34 protein-coding genes are annotated in these 22440 nt (G+C 37.0%); 4 read left to right on the forward strand and 30 right to left on the reverse strand.

The features are described 5' to 3' along the window. Positions 1–17 precede the first annotated feature (17 nt). Complete coding sequence (locus E4Z98_RS09160) at positions 18–1469, forward strand: hypothetical protein (protein ID WP_135253772.1); 1452 nt, start codon at positions 18–20, stop codon at positions 1467–1469. 203 nt (positions 1470–1672) lie between these two features. On the opposite strand, the gene E4Z98_RS09165 is transcribed toward E4Z98_RS09160, so the two are convergent. Beyond that, positions 1673–2239, reverse strand: a complete 567-nt coding sequence (locus E4Z98_RS09165) for a type III toxin-antitoxin system ToxN/AbiQ family toxin (protein ID WP_167790881.1) — start codon at positions 2237–2239, stop codon at positions 1673–1675. A 263-nt stretch (positions 2240–2502) separates the two neighbouring features. Next, a complete protein-coding gene (locus E4Z98_RS09170; RefSeq protein ID WP_135961199.1) occupies positions 2503–2727 on the reverse strand; it encodes a hypothetical protein in 225 nt (74 codons plus the stop codon). A 1676-nt stretch (positions 2728–4403) separates the two neighbouring features. Here E4Z98_RS09170 and E4Z98_RS09175 point away from each other — a divergent pair. The 3 genes from E4Z98_RS09175 to E4Z98_RS09185 all read left to right on the forward strand — a co-directional run bounded on the left by E4Z98_RS09175 (position 4404) and on the right by E4Z98_RS09185 (position 7090). Continuing rightward, positions 4404–5597 carry a hypothetical protein gene (locus E4Z98_RS09175; protein ID WP_135253775.1) on the forward strand — a complete coding sequence of 398 codons (1194 nt, stop codon included), beginning with the start codon at positions 4404–4406 and terminating at the stop codon, positions 5595–5597. Positions 5598–5762: 165 nt separating this feature from the next. Next, positions 5763–5945, forward strand: a complete 183-nt coding sequence (locus tag E4Z98_RS09180) for a helix-turn-helix domain-containing protein (RefSeq protein ID WP_135253776.1) — start codon at positions 5763–5765, stop codon at positions 5943–5945. Positions 5946–6043: 98 nt separating this feature from the next. Beyond that, on the forward strand, positions 6044–7090 hold the full coding sequence (locus E4Z98_RS09185) for a site-specific integrase (RefSeq protein WP_135253777.1): 1047 nt from the start codon (positions 6044–6046) through the stop codon (positions 7088–7090). Between the two features lie 56 nt (positions 7091–7146). Here the strand turns inward: E4Z98_RS09185 and rpsI are convergent, their stop codons facing one another. The 28 genes from rpsI to rpsC all read right to left on the reverse strand — a co-directional run bounded on the left by rpsI (position 7147) and on the right by rpsC (position 22431). Then, positions 7147–7539 carry a 30S ribosomal protein S9 gene (gene rpsI / locus E4Z98_RS09190; RefSeq protein WP_135253778.1) on the reverse strand — a complete coding sequence of 131 codons (393 nt, stop codon included), beginning with the start codon at positions 7537–7539 and terminating at the stop codon, positions 7147–7149. A 13-nt stretch (positions 7540–7552) separates the two neighbouring features. After that, positions 7553–7981 (reverse strand): 50S ribosomal protein L13, encoded by a 429-nt coding sequence (gene rplM, locus E4Z98_RS09195; RefSeq protein ID WP_342353556.1) that lies wholly within the window; start codon positions 7979–7981, stop codon positions 7553–7555. 271 nt (positions 7982–8252) lie between these two features. After that, positions 8253–9044, reverse strand: a complete 792-nt coding sequence (gene truA, locus E4Z98_RS09200) for a tRNA pseudouridine(38-40) synthase TruA (RefSeq protein WP_135253780.1) — start codon at positions 9042–9044, stop codon at positions 8253–8255. A 67-nt stretch (positions 9045–9111) separates the two neighbouring features. Continuing rightward, positions 9112–9909 carry an energy-coupling factor transporter transmembrane component T family protein gene (locus tag E4Z98_RS09205; protein ID WP_135253781.1) on the reverse strand — a complete coding sequence of 266 codons (798 nt, stop codon included), beginning with the start codon at positions 9907–9909 and terminating at the stop codon, positions 9112–9114. Next, positions 9906–10781, reverse strand: coding sequence for an energy-coupling factor ABC transporter ATP-binding protein (locus E4Z98_RS09210; RefSeq protein ID WP_135253782.1), 876 nt, complete (start codon positions 10779–10781; stop codon positions 9906–9908). The genes E4Z98_RS09205 and E4Z98_RS09210 overlap by 4 nt, the downstream gene beginning before the upstream one ends. Then, positions 10757–11596, reverse strand: coding sequence for an energy-coupling factor ABC transporter ATP-binding protein (locus tag E4Z98_RS09215; RefSeq protein WP_135253783.1), 840 nt, complete (start codon positions 11594–11596; stop codon positions 10757–10759). The genes E4Z98_RS09210 and E4Z98_RS09215 overlap by 25 nt, the downstream gene beginning before the upstream one ends. Positions 11597–11935: 339 nt before the next feature. Further along, positions 11936–12316 (reverse strand): 50S ribosomal protein L17, encoded by a 381-nt coding sequence (gene rplQ, locus E4Z98_RS09220; RefSeq protein ID WP_135253784.1) that lies wholly within the window; start codon positions 12314–12316, stop codon positions 11936–11938. Positions 12317–12345: 29 nt separating this feature from the next. Beyond that, positions 12346–13284 carry a DNA-directed RNA polymerase subunit alpha gene (locus tag E4Z98_RS09225; protein WP_135253785.1) on the reverse strand — a complete coding sequence of 313 codons (939 nt, stop codon included), beginning with the start codon at positions 13282–13284 and terminating at the stop codon, positions 12346–12348. Between the two features lie 78 nt (positions 13285–13362). After that, positions 13363–13752 (reverse strand): 30S ribosomal protein S11, encoded by a 390-nt coding sequence (gene rpsK, locus E4Z98_RS09230; protein ID WP_135253786.1) that lies wholly within the window; start codon positions 13750–13752, stop codon positions 13363–13365. A 33-nt stretch (positions 13753–13785) separates the two neighbouring features. Further along, entirely contained in the window at positions 13786–14151 is a 366-nt protein-coding gene (rpsM, locus tag E4Z98_RS09235; RefSeq protein WP_135253787.1) for a 30S ribosomal protein S13, read from the reverse strand. Between the two features lie 21 nt (positions 14152–14172). Further along, positions 14173–14286, reverse strand: a complete 114-nt coding sequence (rpmJ, locus tag E4Z98_RS09240) for a 50S ribosomal protein L36 (protein ID WP_009488082.1) — start codon at positions 14284–14286, stop codon at positions 14173–14175. A 30-nt stretch (positions 14287–14316) separates the two neighbouring features. After that, positions 14317–14535, reverse strand: a complete 219-nt coding sequence (infA, locus tag E4Z98_RS09245; protein ID WP_135253788.1) for a translation initiation factor IF-1 — start codon at positions 14533–14535, stop codon at positions 14317–14319. Positions 14536–14736: 201 nt separating this feature from the next. Beyond that, positions 14737–15387: an adenylate kinase gene (locus E4Z98_RS09250; protein ID WP_135253789.1), complete on the reverse strand. Its 651-nt coding sequence runs from the start codon at positions 15385–15387 to the stop codon at positions 14737–14739. A gap of 60 nt (positions 15388–15447) precedes the next feature. Further along, the gene (secY, locus tag E4Z98_RS09255; RefSeq protein ID WP_135253790.1) at positions 15448–16746 is read right to left on the reverse strand and encodes a preprotein translocase subunit SecY; all 1299 of its coding nucleotides are present in this window, start codon (positions 16744–16746) and stop codon (positions 15448–15450) included. Beyond that, positions 16746–17186: a 50S ribosomal protein L15 gene (gene rplO, locus E4Z98_RS09260; protein WP_135253791.1), complete on the reverse strand. Its 441-nt coding sequence runs from the start codon at positions 17184–17186 to the stop codon at positions 16746–16748. The genes secY and rplO overlap by 1 nt, the downstream gene beginning before the upstream one ends. Before the next feature lie 40 nt (positions 17187–17226). Continuing rightward, complete coding sequence (rpmD, locus tag E4Z98_RS09265; protein ID WP_135253792.1) at positions 17227–17406, reverse strand: 50S ribosomal protein L30; 180 nt, start codon at positions 17404–17406, stop codon at positions 17227–17229. 13 nt (positions 17407–17419) lie between these two features. Further along, positions 17420–17920 carry a 30S ribosomal protein S5 gene (gene rpsE / locus E4Z98_RS09270; protein WP_135253793.1) on the reverse strand — a complete coding sequence of 167 codons (501 nt, stop codon included), beginning with the start codon at positions 17918–17920 and terminating at the stop codon, positions 17420–17422. Between the two features lie 20 nt (positions 17921–17940). Further along, positions 17941–18306: a 50S ribosomal protein L18 gene (gene rplR, locus E4Z98_RS09275; protein WP_280529208.1), complete on the reverse strand. Its 366-nt coding sequence runs from the start codon at positions 18304–18306 to the stop codon at positions 17941–17943. Between the two features lie 28 nt (positions 18307–18334). Beyond that, entirely contained in the window at positions 18335–18871 is a 537-nt protein-coding gene (gene rplF, locus E4Z98_RS09280; protein WP_135253795.1) for a 50S ribosomal protein L6, read from the reverse strand. Between the two features lie 30 nt (positions 18872–18901). Beyond that, positions 18902–19300, reverse strand: a complete 399-nt coding sequence (rpsH, locus tag E4Z98_RS09285; RefSeq protein WP_135253796.1) for a 30S ribosomal protein S8 — start codon at positions 19298–19300, stop codon at positions 18902–18904. 36 nt (positions 19301–19336) lie between these two features. Further along, on the reverse strand, positions 19337–19522 hold the full coding sequence (locus E4Z98_RS09290; protein WP_016184192.1) for a type Z 30S ribosomal protein S14: 186 nt from the start codon (positions 19520–19522) through the stop codon (positions 19337–19339). A gap of 18 nt (positions 19523–19540) precedes the next feature. Then, complete coding sequence (gene rplE / locus E4Z98_RS09295; protein WP_135253797.1) at positions 19541–20080, reverse strand: 50S ribosomal protein L5; 540 nt, start codon at positions 20078–20080, stop codon at positions 19541–19543. Positions 20081–20107: 27 nt separating this feature from the next. Continuing rightward, positions 20108–20419 (reverse strand): 50S ribosomal protein L24, encoded by a 312-nt coding sequence (gene rplX, locus E4Z98_RS09300; RefSeq protein ID WP_135253798.1) that lies wholly within the window; start codon positions 20417–20419, stop codon positions 20108–20110. A gap of 32 nt (positions 20420–20451) precedes the next feature. Then, positions 20452–20820: a 50S ribosomal protein L14 gene (gene rplN, locus E4Z98_RS09305; protein ID WP_135253799.1), complete on the reverse strand. Its 369-nt coding sequence runs from the start codon at positions 20818–20820 to the stop codon at positions 20452–20454. 51 nt (positions 20821–20871) lie between these two features. After that, positions 20872–21135, reverse strand: a complete 264-nt coding sequence (rpsQ, locus tag E4Z98_RS09310; RefSeq protein WP_135253800.1) for a 30S ribosomal protein S17 — start codon at positions 21133–21135, stop codon at positions 20872–20874. A gap of 21 nt (positions 21136–21156) precedes the next feature. After that, positions 21157–21348: a 50S ribosomal protein L29 gene (rpmC, locus tag E4Z98_RS09315; protein WP_135253801.1), complete on the reverse strand. Its 192-nt coding sequence runs from the start codon at positions 21346–21348 to the stop codon at positions 21157–21159. After that, positions 21338–21772, reverse strand: coding sequence for a 50S ribosomal protein L16 (gene rplP / locus E4Z98_RS09320; protein WP_135253802.1), 435 nt, complete (start codon positions 21770–21772; stop codon positions 21338–21340). The genes rpmC and rplP overlap by 11 nt, the downstream gene beginning before the upstream one ends. A gap of 2 nt (positions 21773–21774) precedes the next feature. Further along, positions 21775–22431: a 30S ribosomal protein S3 gene (gene rpsC / locus E4Z98_RS09325; protein WP_135253803.1), complete on the reverse strand. Its 657-nt coding sequence runs from the start codon at positions 22429–22431 to the stop codon at positions 21775–21777. Between the last annotated feature and the right edge of the window lie 9 nt (positions 22432–22440).

Here is a 22440-nt window from a genome sequence, read left to right on the forward strand (position 1 = left end):
TGAAAGGAAGACTATTTATGAAAAACACTTTGAAGAAAAGCTTAGTACTCTTAGCAGCATCTACCTTATTAATCAATAGTCCAATCGCCCTAGCTGGCACATGGAATGGTGTTGATGGCGTCTCTGATACCGTCATTGCGAATATCACAAAATACGAAAACTTAGCAGCTGGGTTAGACGGTCAAATTGAAACACTTAATTGGCAAATCCAGCAAAATGAAGGGTCTTGCCAAAACGCTTTGAACATGATGGAACAAATCAAAAATGCAAAACCTGGTGATGCCTTATATGATCCAGACGGGACATATTATGCCGAATGGCAACAAGCTTATAACAACAACTACCAGCCGATGCAAGTACGTAAAAAAGAACGAGAAAAATTACAAAACCAGAAACAAAATCACTTAAACTTAGCCGAACAAAATCGCCAAGAAGCTAATCGCCAAGCTGAAGCTATTAAAAATCAAAATAATAATAACAACAATAATAATGGCGGTAGTGGTAATTCTGGTGGTAACAACGGCAACTCAGGTGGTAACGGTGGTGGCAACACTGTGGCACCAGTACAACCAGTTGAACCTTCAGAGCCTGAAGTAACAGAACCTTCGGAACCCGAAGTGACTGAACCTTCTGAACCAGAAATCACTGAACCTGAAGTGACAGAGCCTGAAATCACACAACCAGAAACACCAGATGAAGACAAAGAAGAAGAAAAAGAACCTGAAATCACACAACCAGAAACACCAGATGAAGACAAAGAAGAAGAAAAAGAACCTGAAGTTGAAATCCCTAATCCTGGTGACACAGAAGAAAATCAAAACATTGTCGATGAAAACGACGACGAAATCAAAGAAGATTTAGATGATTTTGATCACGACAAAACAGTTGAAGAACTATTAACTCAAAATGATGATGGGTCTATCTCTGTATCAGAAGATGCGATGAAAAAAGCCATCTTAGATAAAATCAACGAATACCGTGTTGCCGCTGGTTTAGATCCAGTAGAATCATCTGAATCATTAGTTAACTACGCAACATCTAAAGGCGATGATTACGCTAATGCTGTTGAAGCAGGACGTCCAAGTTCTGGTCACTCTAACAGCCAATTGTCTCAAGGCTACTACGATGAAGCAATGGATTCTAACGATGACTTTGAATATATCCTTGATGACTTAGCTGGTTTCAGCTTCGACTTCACTGCTAAAAACTATGACTCTATGGATGATGCCTTAGACTACCTTGATAAATTAGCAGAAATGATCGTTGGTCCAATGGGTGGTTTCTTATCTGATGACCATGCTTTAGATATCTTAAACCCATTAGCGGCTTACGCTTCAGTCGGTTTAGTATCTCGTGAAGAAACATACATTGATGCTTGGACTGGTGAAGAAAAAACTACAACAGTTTGGTACCTGGCTTATGTTTACGCTGCATCTAGCGACAAACGCGAAGAACTAGAAAACAAATAATACAAAAACCCTCTGAGAACAATCTCAGGGGGTTTATTTTTTTTGTACCATATTATCAACTTATTTTAAAGCATCCAAACACGTACTAAAAACCATCATAGCCAATCAGTTTAAGCCGCCCACTAATTCATTAAAACGTTTAGACCTCAACGCTTCAGATAAACTATCAACTGTATAATCTTTGTAACACAAGATTGTGCTTCTTAATTTTCAACACTATTATTTCCCAAATAATCCTTTGCTATCATTTCTAAATCTTTATAATCAAGGCATCTAGTAGATACTCTATCTTCAGGAAATTGGTATTTCCGCTCATATAATTTTATTGCCATTTCTTCAATTCCTAATTCTCTAATTTTTTCTATTTGCTTATTTAATAAATCTATATATTTAGATTTTCCAATCTCACTATCAAAATCTCTATACGTATCCATTTTAGAATTATCTATCTTTTGAATTAGTTCTTTAGGAACTGGAAACATATAATTTAAATTAACAACAGCATATAAGTCTCCTATACCACCAGTTTTTTCGTTGTTTGGTTTAAAAACTTTTATAAAATCCGCACTATTACGCAACCTTAAATGTCTTTGTTGTGGATGAGATACTTGGGTAACATATACTAAGTCATTCATTTCAAATAATGGAGAAAAAAATGGTTTTAGTAGTTTTCTCCCTCTCGCATCATAATATTCAGAATTTGGAATTCTTGGTTCTTTTACTCTCAAGAAATCTAAATAGTTTTTATCAACTTTTATCCATTCCAACATACTCATATCTCCCTATAAAAATAGACCTACAAAACGTAGGTCTAACTATTAAAACAGTTTTGGTAGGCTCTGTAACCTCTATTAAAACAGTTTTGGTAGGCTCTGTAACCTCTATTAAAACAGTTTTGGTAGGCTCTGTAACCTCTATTAACTACCTATATAATATCATAAAGTTTTATTGACTACAAGTAGTCAGACCTAAGAAATCCCCTCCCTACTACAGTATTTTCATTACTTAGATATTCTAAAAGTAACACTATATATTATTGAAATGAATTAAAATTATCTAGACTATCAACAGTTGTATCCCGTTTAGGTTTGCGTGGAAACATAATATTAAGTAACATCCCGACCAACAACAATAAGCCAGGGATTGTCAACATGTACCACACAACATCTTGTACAATAACCGCGGTACGATACATCTGTTCTAACATAATGGGTATATCATGTTTGATTTCCCATAACATTTTGACAGCGTATAACAATAATACCGTCCACGCACTGCTCAACATAATGGCGAATGTGTGGGAAATATACAACCCTGCTAGCTTAAACGAAAGCTAACATACCTGTGGATCTCTCAAAATTTTTTTCGTATAAATTATTGGGTATCATCCTATTCTGTTAACACACGGTTCGACAGGGTAACAACAGCGTTCGTATTTCTTTCTTAAAATATGACATAGTTATAATTTGTTGTAACAAAATTGATAAAAATCATACTTACGACACACATGGTCCGATATTGTGGTAACAATGACTTACAGACTGGAAAACATCTCTATTTCTTTATTGGTACATTCTTGTACGAGAACCTAAGAATATCAAAAACACCATGGTGCCAATGTTTGTCACCATTTTATCAGGAAGAATATACGTGGGCCCTTAAAATGTCGGCTGTTTGTTAGGTTACGCTGGCATCTCCGGCTCCATTTTACCCCATATATTCTTCCTATTTCTATGTTCAAAAAAGGTATAGGTCCCAATTCCCTCGGCTAATTGTTAAGTAACGTGGACATCTCCGACTCGGTCTTTCCCAGCCCATTTTTGTACACACAATATTGCTTGATAGTCCTGCGGACAGCTTTGCTGACATGCCCTGGAACCATCTTCTGTTACCAGAATATTAGGCATGTATCGGGAAACATTTTGCTGAACGCTGTCGCTTCTTTTTTGATTGAGCTTCGCTAACTTCCTCGTGTCTTTTTTCGTGATTACTTTTGATGTCTCCAGGGGACAAGCCCCTGACAATAGATCTTGACCAAAGACATCAAACCACCCCCATTTTGGACCTCTGAGAGCCATTTTCGGGACATAAATGTCCATATGTACATTGTCTGACAAAATACCTCTAAAAATGGGGGTAAATGTCCATACCCCTAGTTGATAAATCAACGTTTCTGAAGGGGTATGGACATTGTGTACACGAATCAGCACCAACTTCGGCAACGATGTCTGCCTCAAAACGTTGGTACCAGTGGTGTGCCACCATGTTATGTCCACTGGGTGATAAAATTGGTGGTCACGAGGAAAGAGCATAAGGGGTGTGTATGACAAAATTCATCTGCGATAAATTTTCCCAGTCGGCATAGCCGACCACACCCTTTACTTCGTCTCTAAAAAAGCTTCGCTTTTTTGCTCCTCAGCTCCGCTTCACGGAACTGCTCATGACAACTTAATTTTCAACTTGCGTTAAAAATTAAGTCTTATTGTTTAGCAGACAATGCCTGCTTTTTAAGTACAATAACAAATTAAATTGACACAAGTTATAATAATTAGCTCCCCGTCAAACATATTTATCAAACAACCATACACTATTCTTATATTTTTATATAAAATAATAATATTAACAGGATATAAAAGCACCACCAATGGCGCCGATAAATAATTTGAAAACATTAACAAATTCTCTCCTATTTCAAGAAAGAAGGCCTACTGTACATCGCATCATAATTTGATAATTACTGTTCAGTATTGTTTTCCACCTATATAATTCCTAACTTTTTAAGTGTAAAAAGTTGCAGGATGTAACTACTAACCTATTGAATGATCTTTAACATCAATGCTTTCTTTCGTTTAACTATAGACCATTTATTAAAAAAGAATATATAATTGTTTTATCTATTCATATATATATATTACATAAAAAAGGAGCTTCATAATGAATTTTCAAAAATTACTTTATAAAGATATGGGAACAAAAGTAAACGACTTTAGGAAAAAAAATAATAAAACACAAGATAATTTAATAGAAGATATCTCTCAAAAATACCATTACTCATTTGATAGGCAACGCATCTCAGCTATTGAAAACGGAAAAACTGACCCTCGAAAAAATCCATACCTTATGTCATCATTACAACTAGATATCTTCTCTAACATGTTGAACATTGATAAAACTACCTTTATTTTTGGTGATAAACAAGATAGAGAAAAACTAATTAAATTGATTTTATTATCAATTATTATGAATGGCGACAAGGACAGATTCGATAAGGATATTCAGTTACCATTTTTAAAAAGTGTAAAAAATCCTTTTGAATATGAGCAAACAGGTCACGATTATTTAATTTATCAATTCACAGATGCTAATAGTCACTCTGTTTTCAAAGATGAAAATAAATTATTAATAAATTCAGAAGAATTCAATAATTTTATTAATTCATCCTTTCCTTTTTTTGCTAACAAAGAAAATATTGATAAATATAACATTTTGTACACTGGCTATTCTAAAGATTTACTAGAACCTTCCACGTTACTTATTAAGCTGTTATTCGGAAACCTTAAATTTGCGAAAAGCTTTATTGAACATTTTACTAATATAAATATCGCTTATGGAACCTTTAAGGAAGAAGCACTGAACTTACTGCAAAACAAAGGGGTTTATGGTAGTCTAGCAATTGACTGGACATTAACTTACTTCCCACAATTCATCACAGCATTTGAAGAATTGTGGGACAATAAAAAAGACGTATTAATGAAGTTTTTCGATGAGCAAATATTCCGTCTAAGCAACGATGCACACGCTTTAAAAAAATTAAATGATAAACATTTTAATTATGTGATACAATCTGAAGCATTCATTTACTTACTTCAAGAATTATTAACAGTGGATGAATACACCCATGACACTGCAATTGGTCACAATCACGTTAGGAGCAGAATACAAGCGGCATTAAACATGAATCCTGAATTGAATGCAAAACGAGATATCACAAGTAACTACTATGATGTAAATCAACTAGGTTACGATATTGATATACTTACACAATGTTATAGCAAACTTTCAGAAGATAATGATGTTAAGGATATACACTTATTTGCGAAAAGATATGTAGATATAAAAACGGTGTAAATATAACAATCAAATAAAAGGTACGCAATCGTCTTTTTAGATAATTGTGTACCTTTTTATGTAGTAGATTTTTACAGATTAGCCACACATTTTCACGCATGTATAAATCCGCTTGAACAAAATATACTAATAATATCAAATAATCAAAAGAAAGGATGAATTTAGATGAACGAATACCCACTTTTACTCACACGTCAACAAGCTTCAAAATTCTTGGGAATTGACCCTAAGTCATTCGATCAATATATTCGACGTCACCCTGATTTCCCTTGTTTTATGGTAGGAAAACAGGAACGATACCTTAAATCAAAATTAATCGAATTTATTGAAAACAACTGTGTAAAATAACACTTAAAAAGATTGATAAGAATGATAGCTCTCATACGTTATATGAGTCATCTATCTGCTTTATCAATCTTTTTTTATTGAAGGAAGGATGAAAAGAAATGGCAACTATTATAAAAAGAGGTAACGCTTATCGCGCAACCGTTTCGCTTTATAAGAAAGGGGAATATAAAAGAGAGACAAAATCATTTAAAAATAAAAAAGATGCTGAACTGTGGGCACTTGAAATGGAGCTCGAAAAAGGACGGGGAAAAAACTTAGCAGAACGCTCAACATTATTTCCAGATTTCTACCGAAACTGGGTCAATACGATTAAGAAAAATGATGTTAGAGAAGCAACCTATATCAACTATATGCGTACAATCACAGTAGTTGAATCCCTATTTCAAGGTATTCAGTTAAAACACTTAGATGATATCGTTATGCAAAAAAAAATTGATCGTTATGCTGAAACACATTCAAAAAAAACGACAAAAGAATTAGTACTCAAAATACGTGGCTCATTAAAGTATGCCTATGCTAGAGGTTTAATTACCAATGATTTTGGTCATCTATTAAAAGCTCGTGGACAAGAACAACCAAAAAGGAATGTTGCTTTATCTATTACAGAATTTAAAAAGCTTAGACAATATTGTTTAAATCATCAAGAGGCGGAATTTAATGTGTTAGTTTTACTTGCATTAGAAACAGGTGCACGCCGCGGGGAACTGTTAGGGATTACTAAAGAAGATATTTATGAGTATGGTATCAAAATAAGACACTCAATTAGCCCAACCAATAACGATACACAATTAAAGACGAAACATTCTAAACGTGATATTTCAATCAATCAAGATGTCTATCATGCTCTTATAAAGCTGGCTGATAATAAATCTGATTATATTTTTGATTGGAATGGTTTCAGACAAGCTTCACAGCTACAACAATTATTAAGGAAATTGAATATTAAAAAGACGACTTTTCACGGACTGCGTGACACACACGCATCGTTCTTATTCTCAAAAGATATTAGCATAGATTATATTTCAAGACGGTTAGGTCACAACTCTATTTTGACAACACAAAACTACTATCTAGAATTAATGCCAGAAAAAAAGCACCAGCAAGATGCTGATGCTTTAGAGCTCTTAAACGATTTATCTTTATGATTAACACCAACTGACACCAAAAAGTGCCAGTAAACGTTGATACAATAAGGAATTGATTAACGTTTTGAGAACTGTGAAGATTTACGTGCTTTCTTAAGACCTGGTTTTTTACGTTCAACCATACGAGAGTCACGTGTTAATAATCCAGCACGTTTTAATGGTGTACGGAAGTCTGGGTCAACTTGTAGTAACGCACGAGCGATACCGTGACGAGTTGCGCCAGCTTGTCCAGCATATCCACCACCGTTAACGTTAACTAAAACGTCATAAGCACCTTTAGTGTCAGTAACCGCAAATGGTTGGTTAACTACTTCACGTAGGTCAGCATGTGGAATATATTCTTCGATGTCTTTATTGTTCATAATGATTTTACCTGTACCGGGTACTAAACGTACGCGAGCTACAGATCTTTTACGACGGCCAGTGCCGCTGTATTGTACTTTAGCCAATGAAATTCCCTCCTTAAATTAGGTTTGTGATATCTAAAACTTCAGGTTGTTGTGCAGCGTGATTATGCTCAGCGCCACCGTAAACGAATAATTTAGAACCTTGTTGACGTCCTAAAGTATTTTTAGGTAACATACCTTTAACTGATAATTCGATTAAACGACGAGAGTTCTTGTCGCGTAATTCACCAGCAGAGATAGATTTTAAACCACCTGGGAATCCAGAATGACGGTGATAAATTTTATCACTTGCTTTTTTACCTGTTAATTTTACTTGATCAGCGTTAATTACGATTACATAGTCACCAGTATCCACATGAGGTGTGAATGTTGGTTTATTTTTTCCACGTAAGATAGATGCAACTACTGCAGATAATCGACCCATAGGGATATCTGTTGCGTCTACTACGTACCATTTACGTTCTATTTCGCCAGCTTTGGCCATATATGTTGTACGCACTTTGTTTTCCTCCAATTTCAATCTACTAAATGTTTGACTTTCATAACAAGTTTCCGGGGCTTATCATGGGGCAAACAATACCATCTATCATATTAACTGTTTATCACAATAATGTCAAACATTTGTTTACATTTTTTGCAAATTTATTTTCATCCTTCTATACGCTGAAACGATTGATATTACACGCTTCAACCAACGTTTCTCTTCAAGCCATTCAAAAACAACTTATCCGGGTGTACACGTATGATTCATCCCATTAATTGGACGACTCTTCCTGATAAGCTTTCTTCGGTTTCCCATCATATCTTACTTCCATCAAATATAACCCTTCAGGATGTGCTGTTGGTCCAATGTAATCTTTACTTTGTTGATCAATTGCTAATTTAAATGCGTCCTCAGGTAATTTATTTTGCCCAATCTTCATTAAAGTGCCTACTAAAATGCGCACCATTTTATACAGGAACCCTGTCCCTCGGAAAATAAATAACAGCTCTTGCGTTTCTTTATTTTCTTCAACTCGTGCTTCAAAAATTGTGCGGACACGGTCTTCAACTGAGCTCCCTGTTGCGCAAAACGGTGTGAAGTCGTGTGTGCCAATCAGATCCTCCATAGCGCGTTGCATACGTTCAACATCCAAATCTCCAGTATACGGATAAAAAGCGGCGTAGTGACGTTTAAACGGCACTCTAGGGCGTCCTATATCCAAACGATAGTGATATGTTTTTTCTGTCGCTAAATAACGAGAGTGAAACGTGTCCGCCACCTGTTCAACCGAACGCACAGCAATATCTTCCGGTGACTGGGTATCAAACGCATGGCGAAACTTCTCCGCGTCTCGTTCTTGTGGTAAATCAAAATGAATCACTTGTCCCCACGCATGGACACCCGCATCCGTACGACCTGATGCATGCACATAAACAGGCTTACCTCCATTTAATTTTTTTAACGTATCTTCTAACACTAATTGGACCGTTAAACTCTCTCCTTGCGTTTGAAAGCCACTGTAACGTGTCCCATCATAGGCAATAACTGCTTTGTATCTCACCATAATTTATACTTCCTCCTATTAAAAAAAGGCTGTGGCAACCATTGCCGCAGCCTCACATATGTTTATCTTATTTTCTTAAAAAAATCAATGCAACCGTTAATAATGCAAAGACTAGCACACAGACAGTATCTCGCATTTCCCACTTCAATTGACGATACTTAGTACGTCCGTCTCCGCCTTGATAACCACGGGCTTCCATAGCTGTGGCTAATTCTTCTGCACGGTTAAAACTACTGATGAACAAAGGAATTAATAAGGGCACAATCGCCTTCATTTTATCCATTAAATTCCCATCATTAAAATCTACCCCACGCGCACGTTGAGCATTCATGATTTTTTCTGTCTCATCCATTAAAGTTGGCACAAAACGAAGTGCAATAGACAACATTAATGACACTTCATGCGCCGGAAACTTAATCACTTTTAACGGACGTAATAACGCCTCTATCGCATCAGATAACGATAACGGCGGCGTTGTTAACGTCAACAATGTCGACATAAAGATAATTAGGACAAAACGGCAGAAAATAAAGAGCGCATTTTGCACCCCAAATTCAGTTAAAGAAAAGACACCCCATTGCCAATACACTTTACCACCTTGTGTAAAGAATAACTGCAAAATAACAGTGAATAAAATTAGCCAAATCATCGGTTTCACACCACGAATAAAAAACTTTAAATCAACTTTTGATAAAAAAATTGCCATCAATGTAAAAGCAAACATTAACGCATAAGAAGCGAAATTATTACACAAGAAAATAATACCAATAAAATAAAAACTACATAATAACTTGGTACGCGGATCCATACGGTGAATTACCGAATCCCCCGGCATATAGCGACCAAAAATTAATTTATCTGTCATGCTTGGCCACCTACTTTTAAGTCAAACTGTTTATTTTTTAATGCCGTTACTAACTCTTCGGTTGTTAAAGGTAATTGATCAAACACAAAACCTTTTTTCATTAATTCATTAGCAAAACGTGTCGCAGTTGGTACACCTAAATGCTTTTCTTCCAACCACTCTACATCATTAAACACCTCACTAGGTACACCTTGTTTAATCACAGTACCTTTTTCTAGAACAACCACGTAATCAGCAAAATCTGCCACATCGTCCATTAAATGTGTCACTAAAACAATTGTCATCTGACGTTCTTCGTGTAGGCGATTAAACATGTTCATCATGTCTTCGCGTCCTTTTGGATCAAGTCCTGCTGTCGGCTCATCTAATACTAAAACAGACGGTTCCATCGCAAGTACACCCGCAATCGCCACACGACGCATTTGACCACCAGACAATTCAAACGGTGAACGCTCTAAATAGCTCTCATCTAGTCCGACCAGTTCAATCACTTCTTTGGTAATCTTCTCAATCTCTTCAGCACTACGACCAAAATTTTTAGGACCAAAGCCTATATCCTTTGCGACTGTTTCTTCAAATAATTGTGCCTCAGGAAATTGGAAAACAATTCCGACTTGCTGACGAATCGGCTTTAGATTTTTATTATCCGTGCTTGGTGTAATCACACGATCACCGATAGTCACACTTCCTTCTGTTGGTTTAACTAAGGCATTCAAGTGTTGTAAAAAAGTAGACTTCCCACTACCTGTATGTCCCACTAAAGCGGTATAAGAACCGTCTTGAATGGTTAAATCAATATCATACAACGCTCTTTGTTCAAAAGGTGTATGGGGTTGGTAAGTAAACCCTACTTGTTCAAAGCGGATGTCCATAACCACTCCACCATCCTTTCTTCTGACATATAATCAGCTGGCACGTCCATTCCTTGTGCACGCATTTCCATTTTTAATTTTTCTGGGAAAGGCAAATCTAATCCCATTTCAATTAAGTCTTGACCTGCAGAGAATATTTCTTCTGGTAAGCCATCCTTAAAGACACGTCCTTCACGCATCACTAAAACACGTGTCGCATTAGCTGCTTCATCGATATCATGTGTAATTGAAATGACCGTAATATTTTTCTCATCACGAATCTCTTGTATCGTTTTGATTACTTCCATACGTCCTTCTGGATCCAACATACTGGTTGCTTCATCCAAAATAATAACATCAGGACTAAGGGCTACAACGCCTGCAATCGCGACACGTTGTTTCTGACCTCCAGATAAGCGGACAGGCTCCTTCTTAGCAAAATCTGTCATACGAACTTTTTCCAATGATTCTTTCACAATTCGTAGCATATCTTCACGAGGAATCCCATGATTTTCTAAGCCAAAGGCAACATCGTCTTCAACAGTTGAACCGACAAATTGATTATCAGGATTTTGAAATACCATCCCGATTTTTTTACGAATATTCCAAACATTCTCTTCATTCATTGGTAAACCTTCCACCACAACGTCACCTGAGGAAGGTACGATTAGACCATTAATTGTTTTAGCAAGTGTTGATTTACCTGACCCATTATGACCAATAACAGCTAACCATTCACCTTCATAAACATTCAACGAGACATCTGTTAACGCTTGACGTTCATCATCTTCTTGATATTTAAAATTTACCTTACTTAATTCAATAATTGGTTTCATTTTTCTCACCATAATCTATGTATTTGACATTACGTTTAAATGTAAAAAAATAAGCTAGCCTAATGTTAGCTAACCTTGATAATTATTATTCATTATCATTACTAATAGTACCTAAAAAAGCCAAAAAATTCAATTAAATAAGTAAATTATACTCATTTCTTTGAAGTAAACGAACTCACTAAAAAAATGTACAAAAAAAACACTTTATGATGAACGCTAGCTCCCTAACATGCAAGTTAGGGAGTAGCCACCACGAGCTAGACTTTAAGCCAATAAAATCGACTCAACATCATAACACTCTAAATAAATCATCAATAAAGTGATGGTATAGTTTTTATGTTAGACAAGTTCTAAAATAACCATTTTTGCTGCGTCTCCGCGGCGTGGTTCTGTTTTTAAGATACGTGTGTAACCACCGTTACGTTCAGCATAACGAGGAGCGATATCGTTGAATAACTTTTGTAAAGCTGTTTCAACTACGATTCCATCATTTTCTTCACGAACATCAGCAACTTCATTTCTTACGAAAGTAGCAGCTTGACGACGTGCATGTAAATCTCCACGTTTACCTAAAGTAATCATTTTTTCAGCAAGAGAACGAACTTCTTTAGCACGAGCTTCAGTTGTTACGATTCTTTCGTTGATCAATAAGTCAGTAGTTAAATCACGTAACATTGCTTTACGTTGACTACTTGTACGGCCTAATTTACGATAACTCACGTTGTTTCCCTCCTTACTTAAGAAAAATTCTAGTCGTCTTGGCGTAATGAAAGTTCTAATTCGTTAAGTTTAAACTTAACTTCATCTAAAGACTTGCGTCCTAAGTTACGAACTTTAATCATTTCAGCTTCAGATTTATTAGTTAATTCTTGTACAGAGTTAATACCTGCTCTCTTCAAGCAGTTGTATGAACGAACTGATAAGTCTAACTCTTCAATCGTCATTTCAAGCATTTTCTCTTTTTGAGTTTCTTCTTTTTCTACCATGATTTCAGCATGTTTCGCTTCATCTGTTAGATTTACGAAGATATCTAAATGCTCAGTAAGAATTTTAGCAGCTAAGCTAATAGATTCTTGCGGCTTGATTGATCCATCTGTCCAAACTTCAAGTGTTAATTTATCGAAATCGTCACGACGACCGACACGAGTATTTTCAACTTGATAATTTACACGACGAACTGGTGTGTAAATTGAATCCACAGGTAATACACCAATTGGCATATCTTCTGTTTTGTTTTCTTCAGCTTGAACATAGCCTCGACCTGGTTTTACAACCAATTTTGCATGGAAAGTTGCACCTTCTGCAACAGTACATAGGTATAAATCTTTGTTTAAAATTTCAACATCACTGTCGACAATAATGTCGCCTGCTGTGACAACAGCTGGACCAGTAACATCTATTTCAAGGGATTTTTCTTCTTCAGCATAAAGCTTTAATGCTAATCCTTTAATATTCAAAATGATTTGAGTTACATCTTCTCTCACACCAGGAACGGTTGAGAATTCATGTAAAACACCATCAATTTGTAAATTAGTGATTGCTGCTCCGGGTAAAGAAGACAGTAAAATACGACGAAGAGAATTACCTAAAGTAGTCCCATAACCTCTTTCAAGTGGTTCAATGACGAACTTGCCATAATCTCTATCCTCATCAATTTTGGTGATTCGTGGTTTTTCAAATTCAATCATTTTTGTCTATACCCCTTTCAAAACGAAAAGTGTTCAGTTCAATGACGTTCAAGTTACGTTCAAAATGAAAGACGCTCATTAAACACGACGGCGTTTTGGAGGGCGGCATCCATTATGCGGAACTGGTGTTACGTCACGAATTGCAGTCACTTCTAAACCTGTTGCTTGTAATGAACGAATTGCTGCTTCACGACCAGAACCAGGGCCTTTAACTGTAACTTCAACAGTTTTCAAACCATGTTCCATAGCTGTTTTTGTAGCTGCTTCCGCTGCCATTTGGGCTGCGAATGGAGTAGCTTTTTTGCTACCTTTGAATCCTAAAGATCCAGCAGATGACCAAGAAATAGCATTTCCGTGTACATCTGTAATCATAATGATTGTGTTATTGAATGTTGAATGGATATGCGCGATACCAGCTTCAATATTCTTTTTCACACGACGTTTTCTGCTAACTTTTTTTGCTACCATGAAGTTCTAACCTCCTTCATAAGTTAATTATTATTATTTTTTCTTGCCAGCGATAGCACGGGCTGGGCCTTTACGAGTACGTGCATTGTTCTTTGTGTTTTGTCCGCGAACTGGTAAACCACGACGGTGACGGATTCCTCGGTATGAACCGATTTCCATTAATCGTTTAATGTTTAGGTTAACTTCACGACGTAAGTCACCTTCGATTTTTAGTTTATCAATCTCAGCACGGATTTTGTCTAATTGATCGTTTGTTAAGTCACGAACACGAATATCTTCTGATACTCCAGCGTCAGCTAACACTTTTTGAGCGGTATTTTTACCGATACCAAAAATGTATGTTAATGAAATAACAACTCGTTTCTCACGAGGGATATCTACTCCTGCAATACGAGCCATGTATATTACACCTCCTACTTATTAACCTTGGCGTTGTTTGTGTTTTGGATTTTCGCAAATAACCATAACTCGACCTTTACGGCGAATTACTTTGCATTTTTCGCAAATTGGTTTTACTGATGGTCTTACTTTCATGATTATACCTCCTTGATTTTACGGAGTGCACTATTTAAAGCGATAAGTAATGCGACCGCGAGTCAAGTCATACGGTGACAGTTCAACTGTTACCTTATCTCCTGGTAAGATTCGAATGTAGTGCATTCTGATTTTACCAGAAACATGAGCTAAAACTTCATGGCCATTTTCTAGTTCTACTTTAAACATCGCATTCGGCAAAGTATCAACAACTGTTCCTTCAATTTCAATCACATCTTCTTTTGCCACTTTGAGTACCTCCTTATTACTTGTTTGTTATCATTCACGATAAAAATCGCTATGGCACTCGGACATTGTTGAGAAACTCAACTTGTCTATTATAACATAAAGCCAAATTTTTTTAAAGCCTTTGTCTTAATAACCATAGGGCAAATTGACCTAATTTAACTCACAAGCATTCAAGTGTTTTCTCTTTCGGGCTTGAAGTTATTAAATGTTGTCAATGATGACTTTAACATCTTCAAATACAACATCAATATCACGATTTCCATCGATAGTATGTAGAAGGCCTTGTTCTTTGTAGTATGCCAAAATTGGCGCGCTATCTTTAATATTAACCGCCAAACGATTTTTAACCACTTCTGGTTTATCGTCTTCGCGTTGGTAGAAATTATGTCCTCCGCAACGATCGCAAGTATCTTCTACTTTTGGCATATGGTTAAGCTTATGATAAGTTGCACCGCAATCTTTACACATAAAGCGTCCAGCTAGACGGTCAATTAAGACGTCTTCTTCAACATGAATTTCGATAACAGCATCTATCTTTTTGCCTAAATCTGTTAGAATTTCTTCTAACGCACTGCTTTGATCAAATGTACGTGGGAAGCCATCTAGTAAAAAGCCCTTTTCAGTGTCTTGTTCAGCTAGACGTTCTTTCACGATACCATTTGTAACTTCGTCTGGAACTAGGTTACCTGCATCAATGTATGATTTAGCTAATTTCCCAAGTTCAGTACCATTTTTCATTGCCGCACGGAACATATCTCCAGTAGAAATATGTGGAATGTGGTAAGTGTCGATGATACGTTCTGCTTGAGTACCTTTTCCAGCACCGGGTAACCCCATAATAAGAATGTTCATTGGTTGATCCTCCTAGTAAGTTCGAGGCAGTGCTGAAGATATTTCCTCAGCACTTCGCTCTTACTCCACGATGAAGCCTGTATATTGGCGTTTCATCAATAAACCTTCCAATTGTTTAGCTGTTTCTAAAGCAACCCCAATCACGATCAAAAGACTTGTTCCTCCCAAACCGACAGCGGCTGGTAAGTTAAAGACATTTTGCGCAATAATTGGAATTAAAGCAACAGCGGCTAGGAAGATAGCACCGGCAACACTCAAATGTTTTAACACAGTTGAAATGTATTCCTCAGTACCTTTTCCGGGACGCACACTTGGAATGTAACTACCTTGTTTTTGTAAGTTCTCTGCCACTTTCTCAGGGTTAACTTGGACAAACGCATAGAAGAAAGTGAAGGCTACGATAAGAATACCGTAAATAGTACCACCTAATGGCGTACTATAATCAAACACTTGTTTCAATACTTGATACCAAGTTTCGCCACCTTTTGAGTTAGCGAGTAACGATAAAATTTGGCCTGGCGTCGTAATCAATGAACTAGCAAAGATTACTGGGATCACGCCGGCTGCATTTACCTTCAATGGTAGGTAACTACTTTGTGGAGCTCCAGCAACTCTCTTTGTATATTGAATTGGCAATTTACGTTCCGCTTGGTTAAAGTATGTAACAAAGGTCACGATTAATAAAATTGCTAATAATAATAAAACAACAAAAATCACGGATTTCCATAAGTTTTCACTTTTAACATTAATAAAGTAATCTTCAATTATTGATTTAATTCCTTTTGGTACACGAGAGATAATACCAGCAAAGATAATCATTGAAACACCGTTTCCGATTCCTTTTTCAGTAATTTGCTCTCCTAACCAAGTAACCAACATCGTTCCAGCAGTCAGAATAATTCCAATCACGATATAAGTCTTAAGACCTTTCTCGATTAAGAAGCTACGACCAGCAAATTGATTAAATCCAGCTGTTAACATGATAGATTGCATGAATCCCATGAACAACGTTAAGTAACGTGTTGCTTGATTTAATTTACGGCGTCCCACTTCTCCTTGTTTAGACCATTCAACAAACTTTGGCACAATGTCCATTTGCAGTAATTGAATAATAATTGAAGAGGTAATATATGGAGAAACTCCCATTGCGAACAATGAGAAATTTTCCATGGCACTACCACTAACAGTATTAATCATGTTAAATAATGGATTTGAACTTAGTTTTGCTAATGCTTTAACATCAACCCCAGGAACTGTTATATGAGCTCCTAGTCGAAAAGCGAACAGAATGAACAACGTAAATAGAATTCTACTACGAATGCTTTTTTCCTTAAACGCACTTTTCAATAGTTTAAACATTAGATCACCTCGATTGATCCACCAGCTGCTTCGATAGCTTCTTGAGCAGCTTTAGAGAATTTAGCAGCTTTCACTGTTAATTTCTTAGTTAAAGATCCATTAGCTAATACTTTGATACCAGCTTTTTCATCTTTAACAATACCAGCTTCAACTAAGATAGCAGGTGTAACTTCTGCACCGTTTTCGAATTTCTCTAATACGTCTAAGTTAATTACAGCGTATTCTTTACGGTTGATGTTTGTGAATCCACGTTTTGGTAAGCGTTGGAATAATGGTGTTTGACCACCTTCAAATCCTAAACGAACGCCACCGCCTGAACGAGCTTTTTGACCTTTTTGACCTCTACCAGCTGTTTTACCATTACCAGATGAAGTTCCGCGACCAACTCTGTTACGTACGTGTCTTGATCCTTCTGAAGGTTGTAATTCATGAAGTTTCATACTTTGGGCACCTCCTCTTTTGTAGTCTAACTTTTATCTATTAAACTTCTTCAACGTCCACTAAATGTGAAACAGTTCTAATCATACCTTTGATTGCTTCGTTAGCAGGCTTAACAACTGAGCTGTTAGTTTTACCTAAGCCTAGAGCTTTAACTGTATCACGTTGGTTTTGAGGACGTCCGATAACGCTGCGTTTTAAAGTAATTTTTAATTCTGACATTACCATGTCCTCCTTATCCGATGATTTCTTCTACAGTTTTGCCACGTAATTCAGCAACTTCTTCAACACGTTTTAAGCGATCTAATCCTTCGATTGTCGCACGAATAACGTTAATTGGTGTGTTTGAACCTAATGATTTAGATGTTACATCAGCAACACCAGCAAGTTCTAAGACAGCACGAACTGGTCCACCAGCAGCAACTCCGGCACCGGCTACAGCAGGTTTCATCATGATACGGCCACCACCAAAGCTTCCAATTACTTCATGAGGAAGGGTAGAACCTACCATTGGTACTTCAATTAAGTTTTTCTTAGCGTCTTCAATCGCTTTACGGATTGCTTCAGGTACTTCTTGAGCTTTACCTGTACCGAAACCTACGTGACCATTTCTATCTCCTACTACTACTAATGCAGCAAAACGTAAACGACGTCCACCTTTTACAACTTTAGTAACACGGTTGATAGATACAACGCGGTCTTCTAATTCCAAACCTTTTGGATCGATATAAACCATGAATGGTAATCCTCCTTTTCCTAAAATTCTAGTCCATTTTCACGTGCTGCTTCAGCTAGTGCTGCAACACGGCCATGGTAAAGATAACCACCACGGTCGAAGACTACTTTTTTATTTCCATTTGCTACTGCGCGTTCAGCAACTAATTTACCAACTGCGGCAGCTTGTTCAACTTTAGTTCCACCTGAAATTTCTTTATCTAAGGTAGAGGCACTTGCTAGCGTCACACCCGCTACGTCATCAATTAATTGAGCGTAGATGTTAGTGTTCGAACGGAACACGTTTAAGCGTGGGCACTCAGCAGTACCAGAAATGTTTTTTCTTACACGTTGATGTCTCTTTTGACGTGTTTTGTTTTTATCTGGTTTAGAAATCACAATTGTCACCTCTTTAATTTATTTTTTTCGGTTAAGACTATTTACCAGTCTTACCTTCTTTACGTCGTACAAATTCACCAACATAGCGAATTCCTTTACCTTTATAAGGTTCTGGAGGACGTACTCCACGGATGTTAGCAGCTAATTCACCAACGTGTTCTTTGTTGGCACCCTTAACGATAACTTTTGTATTTGAAGGAACTTCAATTGTAATTCCTTCTGGAGCGTTAAACTCAACTGGATGAGAGTAACCAACGTTCAATACAAGTTTTGTTCCTTGCATTTGTGCACGGTACCCAACCCCGATAAGTTCTAATTCTTTTGCAAAGCCTTCGCTTACACCTGTCACCATGTTAAATAGGTTAGAACGCATTGTTCCGTGTAATGAACGGCTTTCTTTAGCGTCGTTTTCACGAGTTAAAGTAATTTCATTTCCTTCGATATTGATTGCGATTTGACTAGCAAATTCGCGGCTCAATTCACCTTTAGGTCCTTTAACAGTTACCACGTTTCCGTTTTGTTCAACTGTAACGCCTGCAGGGATGATTACTGGTTTATTACCAATACGGCTCACTCAAGACACCTCCTTATATACTTTTACTGATTACCAAACGTAAGCTAATACTTCGCCACCAATTTTACGTTGTCTAGCTTCTTTGTCGGTGATTACACCTTCAGAAGTAGAAATGATAGCGATACCTAGTCCGTTTAATACTTTAGGAACTTCATCAGCTTTAACATAAGCTCTTAGTCCTGGTTTTGAAATACGTTTTAAGTTTGTAATAACACGCTCTTCGTTACGTCCATATTTTAAGAAAACACGGATAACGCCTTGCTTGTCATCTTCGATATATTCAACATCGCGGATGAATCCTTCGTTTTTAAGGATGTTTGCGATATCAAGTTTGATTTTAGATGCAGGGACTTCTAACATTTCATGTTTAACCATGTTTGCATTACGAATGCGTGTTAATAAGTCTGCGATTGGATCTGTCATGACCATTGAATTATGTACCTCCTTCTATGCGGGATTATAGGTTTACCAGCTAGCTTTCTTCACGCCGGGAATTTGTCCTTTATAGGCAAGTTCGCGGAAGCAAATACGGCAAAGTTTAAATTTGCGATAAACTGAATGTGGACGACCACAACGTTCACAACGAGTGTACTCTTGAGTAGAGAATTTAGCTGGACGTTTGTTTTTAGCAATCATTGATTTTTTAGCCACGTAGTTCGCCTCCTTTTATTATTTTTGGAATGGCATTCCAAGTTGTGTTAATAATTCACGTGATTCTTCGTCAGTGTTAGCAGTTGTAACAATAACGATATCCATACCACGTACTTTATCTACTAAATCGTAGTCTACTTCAGGGAAGATTAATTGTTCTTTAACTCCTAAAGTATAGTTACCACGACCGTCGAATGATTTTGTACTTACACCATGGAAGTCACGTACACGAGGTAAAGATACAGTTACTAATTTATCTAAGAATTCGTACATTCTTTCGCCACGTAAAGTTACTTTACAGCCGATAGGCATACCTTCACGTAATCTAAATCCAGCAATTGATTTCTTTGCCTTGGTAATTACAGGTTTTTGTCCTGAAATTAAAGTTAATTCTTCCACAGCTTTATCTAAAGTTTTTGAGTTAGATACAGCTTCACCTACACCCATGTTAATAACGATTTTATCAACTTTTGGTGTTTGCATGATTGAGCTATAATTGAATTTCTCCATTAAAGCAGGAGTTACTTCGTTTAAATATTTTTCTTTTAGGCGGTTCATTTCCGTCGGTCCCTCCTTTCGTTACTATTACTTATCTAAAACTTCTCCAGTTTTCTTAGAAACGCGTACTTTTTTACCGTCTACCTCTTTATGGCCAACACGAGTTGCTTCGCCAGTAGTTGGGTCAACCACCATTACGTTTGATACGTGAATTGGTGCCTCAGTTTCGATGATTCCACCTTGAGGAGCAGTAGCACTAGGCTTTTGATGTTTCTTAACCATGTTGATTCCTTCAACGATGACTTGATCTTTTTTAGGGAACGCAGTTAATACTACGCCTTCTTTGTTTTTGTCTTTACCAGTGATAACTTTTACTTTATCGCCTTTTTTAACAAACATATTGTCTCGCACCTCCTTTAACTAACATGTAATTATAATACTTCTGGTGCTAATGAAATAATTTTCATGAAGTTACTATCACGTAATTCACGAGCAACAGGTCCAAAGATACGAGTTCCACGTGGGCTCTTATCGTCACGGATAATTACACATGCATTTTCATCAAATTTAATATATGAACCGTCAGCACGACGAGCTCCTGATTTAGTTCTAACGATTACAGCTTTTACAACTTCACCTTTTTTAACAACTCCACCTGGCGTAGCACTCTTAACAGTAGCAACGATGATATCACCGATGTTAGCATTGTTACGTCCTGAACCACCAAGTACACGAATTGTTAGTACTTCTTTAGCACCTGAGTTGTCAGCTACTTTCAAACGACTTTCTGTTTGGATCACTATAGTATCCTCCTTTCAGATTTAAACTTACAATCTATAGGAAAATCTCGATTAAATGATAACCGCTTCTTCAACTACCTCTAATAAACGGAAACGTTTAGTAGCAGATAATGGACGAGTTTCCATAATTTTCACGATATCTCCAACTTTAGCAACATTGTTTTCATCGTGTGCTTTGTATTTCTTAGAATATTTAACACGTTTACCGTATACTTTATGTGTTTTTCTTGTTTCGACAACAACTGTAATAGTTTTGTCCATTTTATCTGAAACAACACGGCCTTGATAAACTTTACGTTCATTTCTTTCAGTCATACGTATGGCCTCCTTCCACTATTACTTAACTTCTTGCTCACGCAAAACAGTTTTAATGCGGGCAATCGATTGACGTACTTTTTTAATACGTGATGTATCTTCTAATTGACCAGTAGCTAATTGGAATCTTAAGTTGAATAATTCTTCTTTAAATTCTTTTTCTTTAGCTTGTAATTCAGCAGTGGTTAATTCTTTGATTTCATTAGCCTTCATTCGATTCACCACCCATTTCTTCGCGTTTTACAATTTTAGTTTTCACTGGTAATTTGTGAGAAGCTAAACGTAATGCTTCACGTGCTACTTCTTCAGAAACGCCAGCGATTTCAAACATGATTTTTCCACGTTTAACTGGTGCTACCCAACCTTCAGGTGCCCCTTTACCTTTACCCATACGAACTCCGATAGCTTTAGAAGTGTATGATTTATGAGGGAAAATTTTGATCCATACTTTCCCTCCACGTTTCATATGACGAGTCATCGCAATACGAGCCGCTTCGATTTGACGGTTAGTGATCCATTTTGAATCAACCGCTTGTAAACCATATTCACCAAAAGTTACTTCTTTACCACCTTTGGCTTCACCACGCATTTTCCCACGGAATTCACGACGGTGTTTTACACGTTTAGGTACTAACATGTTTATTTCCCTCCTTTCTCAGTGTTTTTAACTCCTGGAAGGATTTCTCCACGGTAGATCCAAACTTTAACGCCTAATTTACCGTAAGTTGTGTCTGCTTCTTCCCATGCGTAGTCAATATCTGCACGCAATGTGTGTAAAGGAACAGTTCCTTCTGAGTAACCTTCTGAACGAGCGATGTCAGCTCCGTTTAAACGACCAGAAACCATAGTTTTGATCCCTTGAGCTCCAGCTCTCATTGTACGTTGGATTGCTTGTTTTTGAGCACGACGGAAAGCAACACGGTTTTCTAATTGACGTGCAATTCCTTCGCCGACTAATTTAGCATCCAAGTCAGGTTTTTTAATTTCTACAATGTTAATATGCACTCTCTTACCAGTTAATGCATTTAATTCTTTACGTAACTTCTCAACCTCTGATCCGCCTTTACCAATAACCATACCTGGTTTAGCTGTATGGATTGATACGTTAACGCGGTTTGCAGCGCGTTCGATTTCAATTGTTGAAACTGCGGCATCAGCTAGGTTTTTCGCAATGTACTTGCGGATGTTTAAGTCTTCGTGTAAGTATTCTGCGTATTCTTTTTCGGCATACCATTTAGCATCCCAGTCGCGGATAATGCCAACACGCATTCCTATTGGATGTACTTTTTGACCCACTGAATGTCC

The sequence above is a fragment of the Vagococcus xieshaowenii genome, assembly GCF_004792515.1.
Classification (GTDB): Bacteria; Bacillota; Bacilli; order Lactobacillales; family Vagococcaceae; genus Vagococcus_A; species Vagococcus_A xieshaowenii.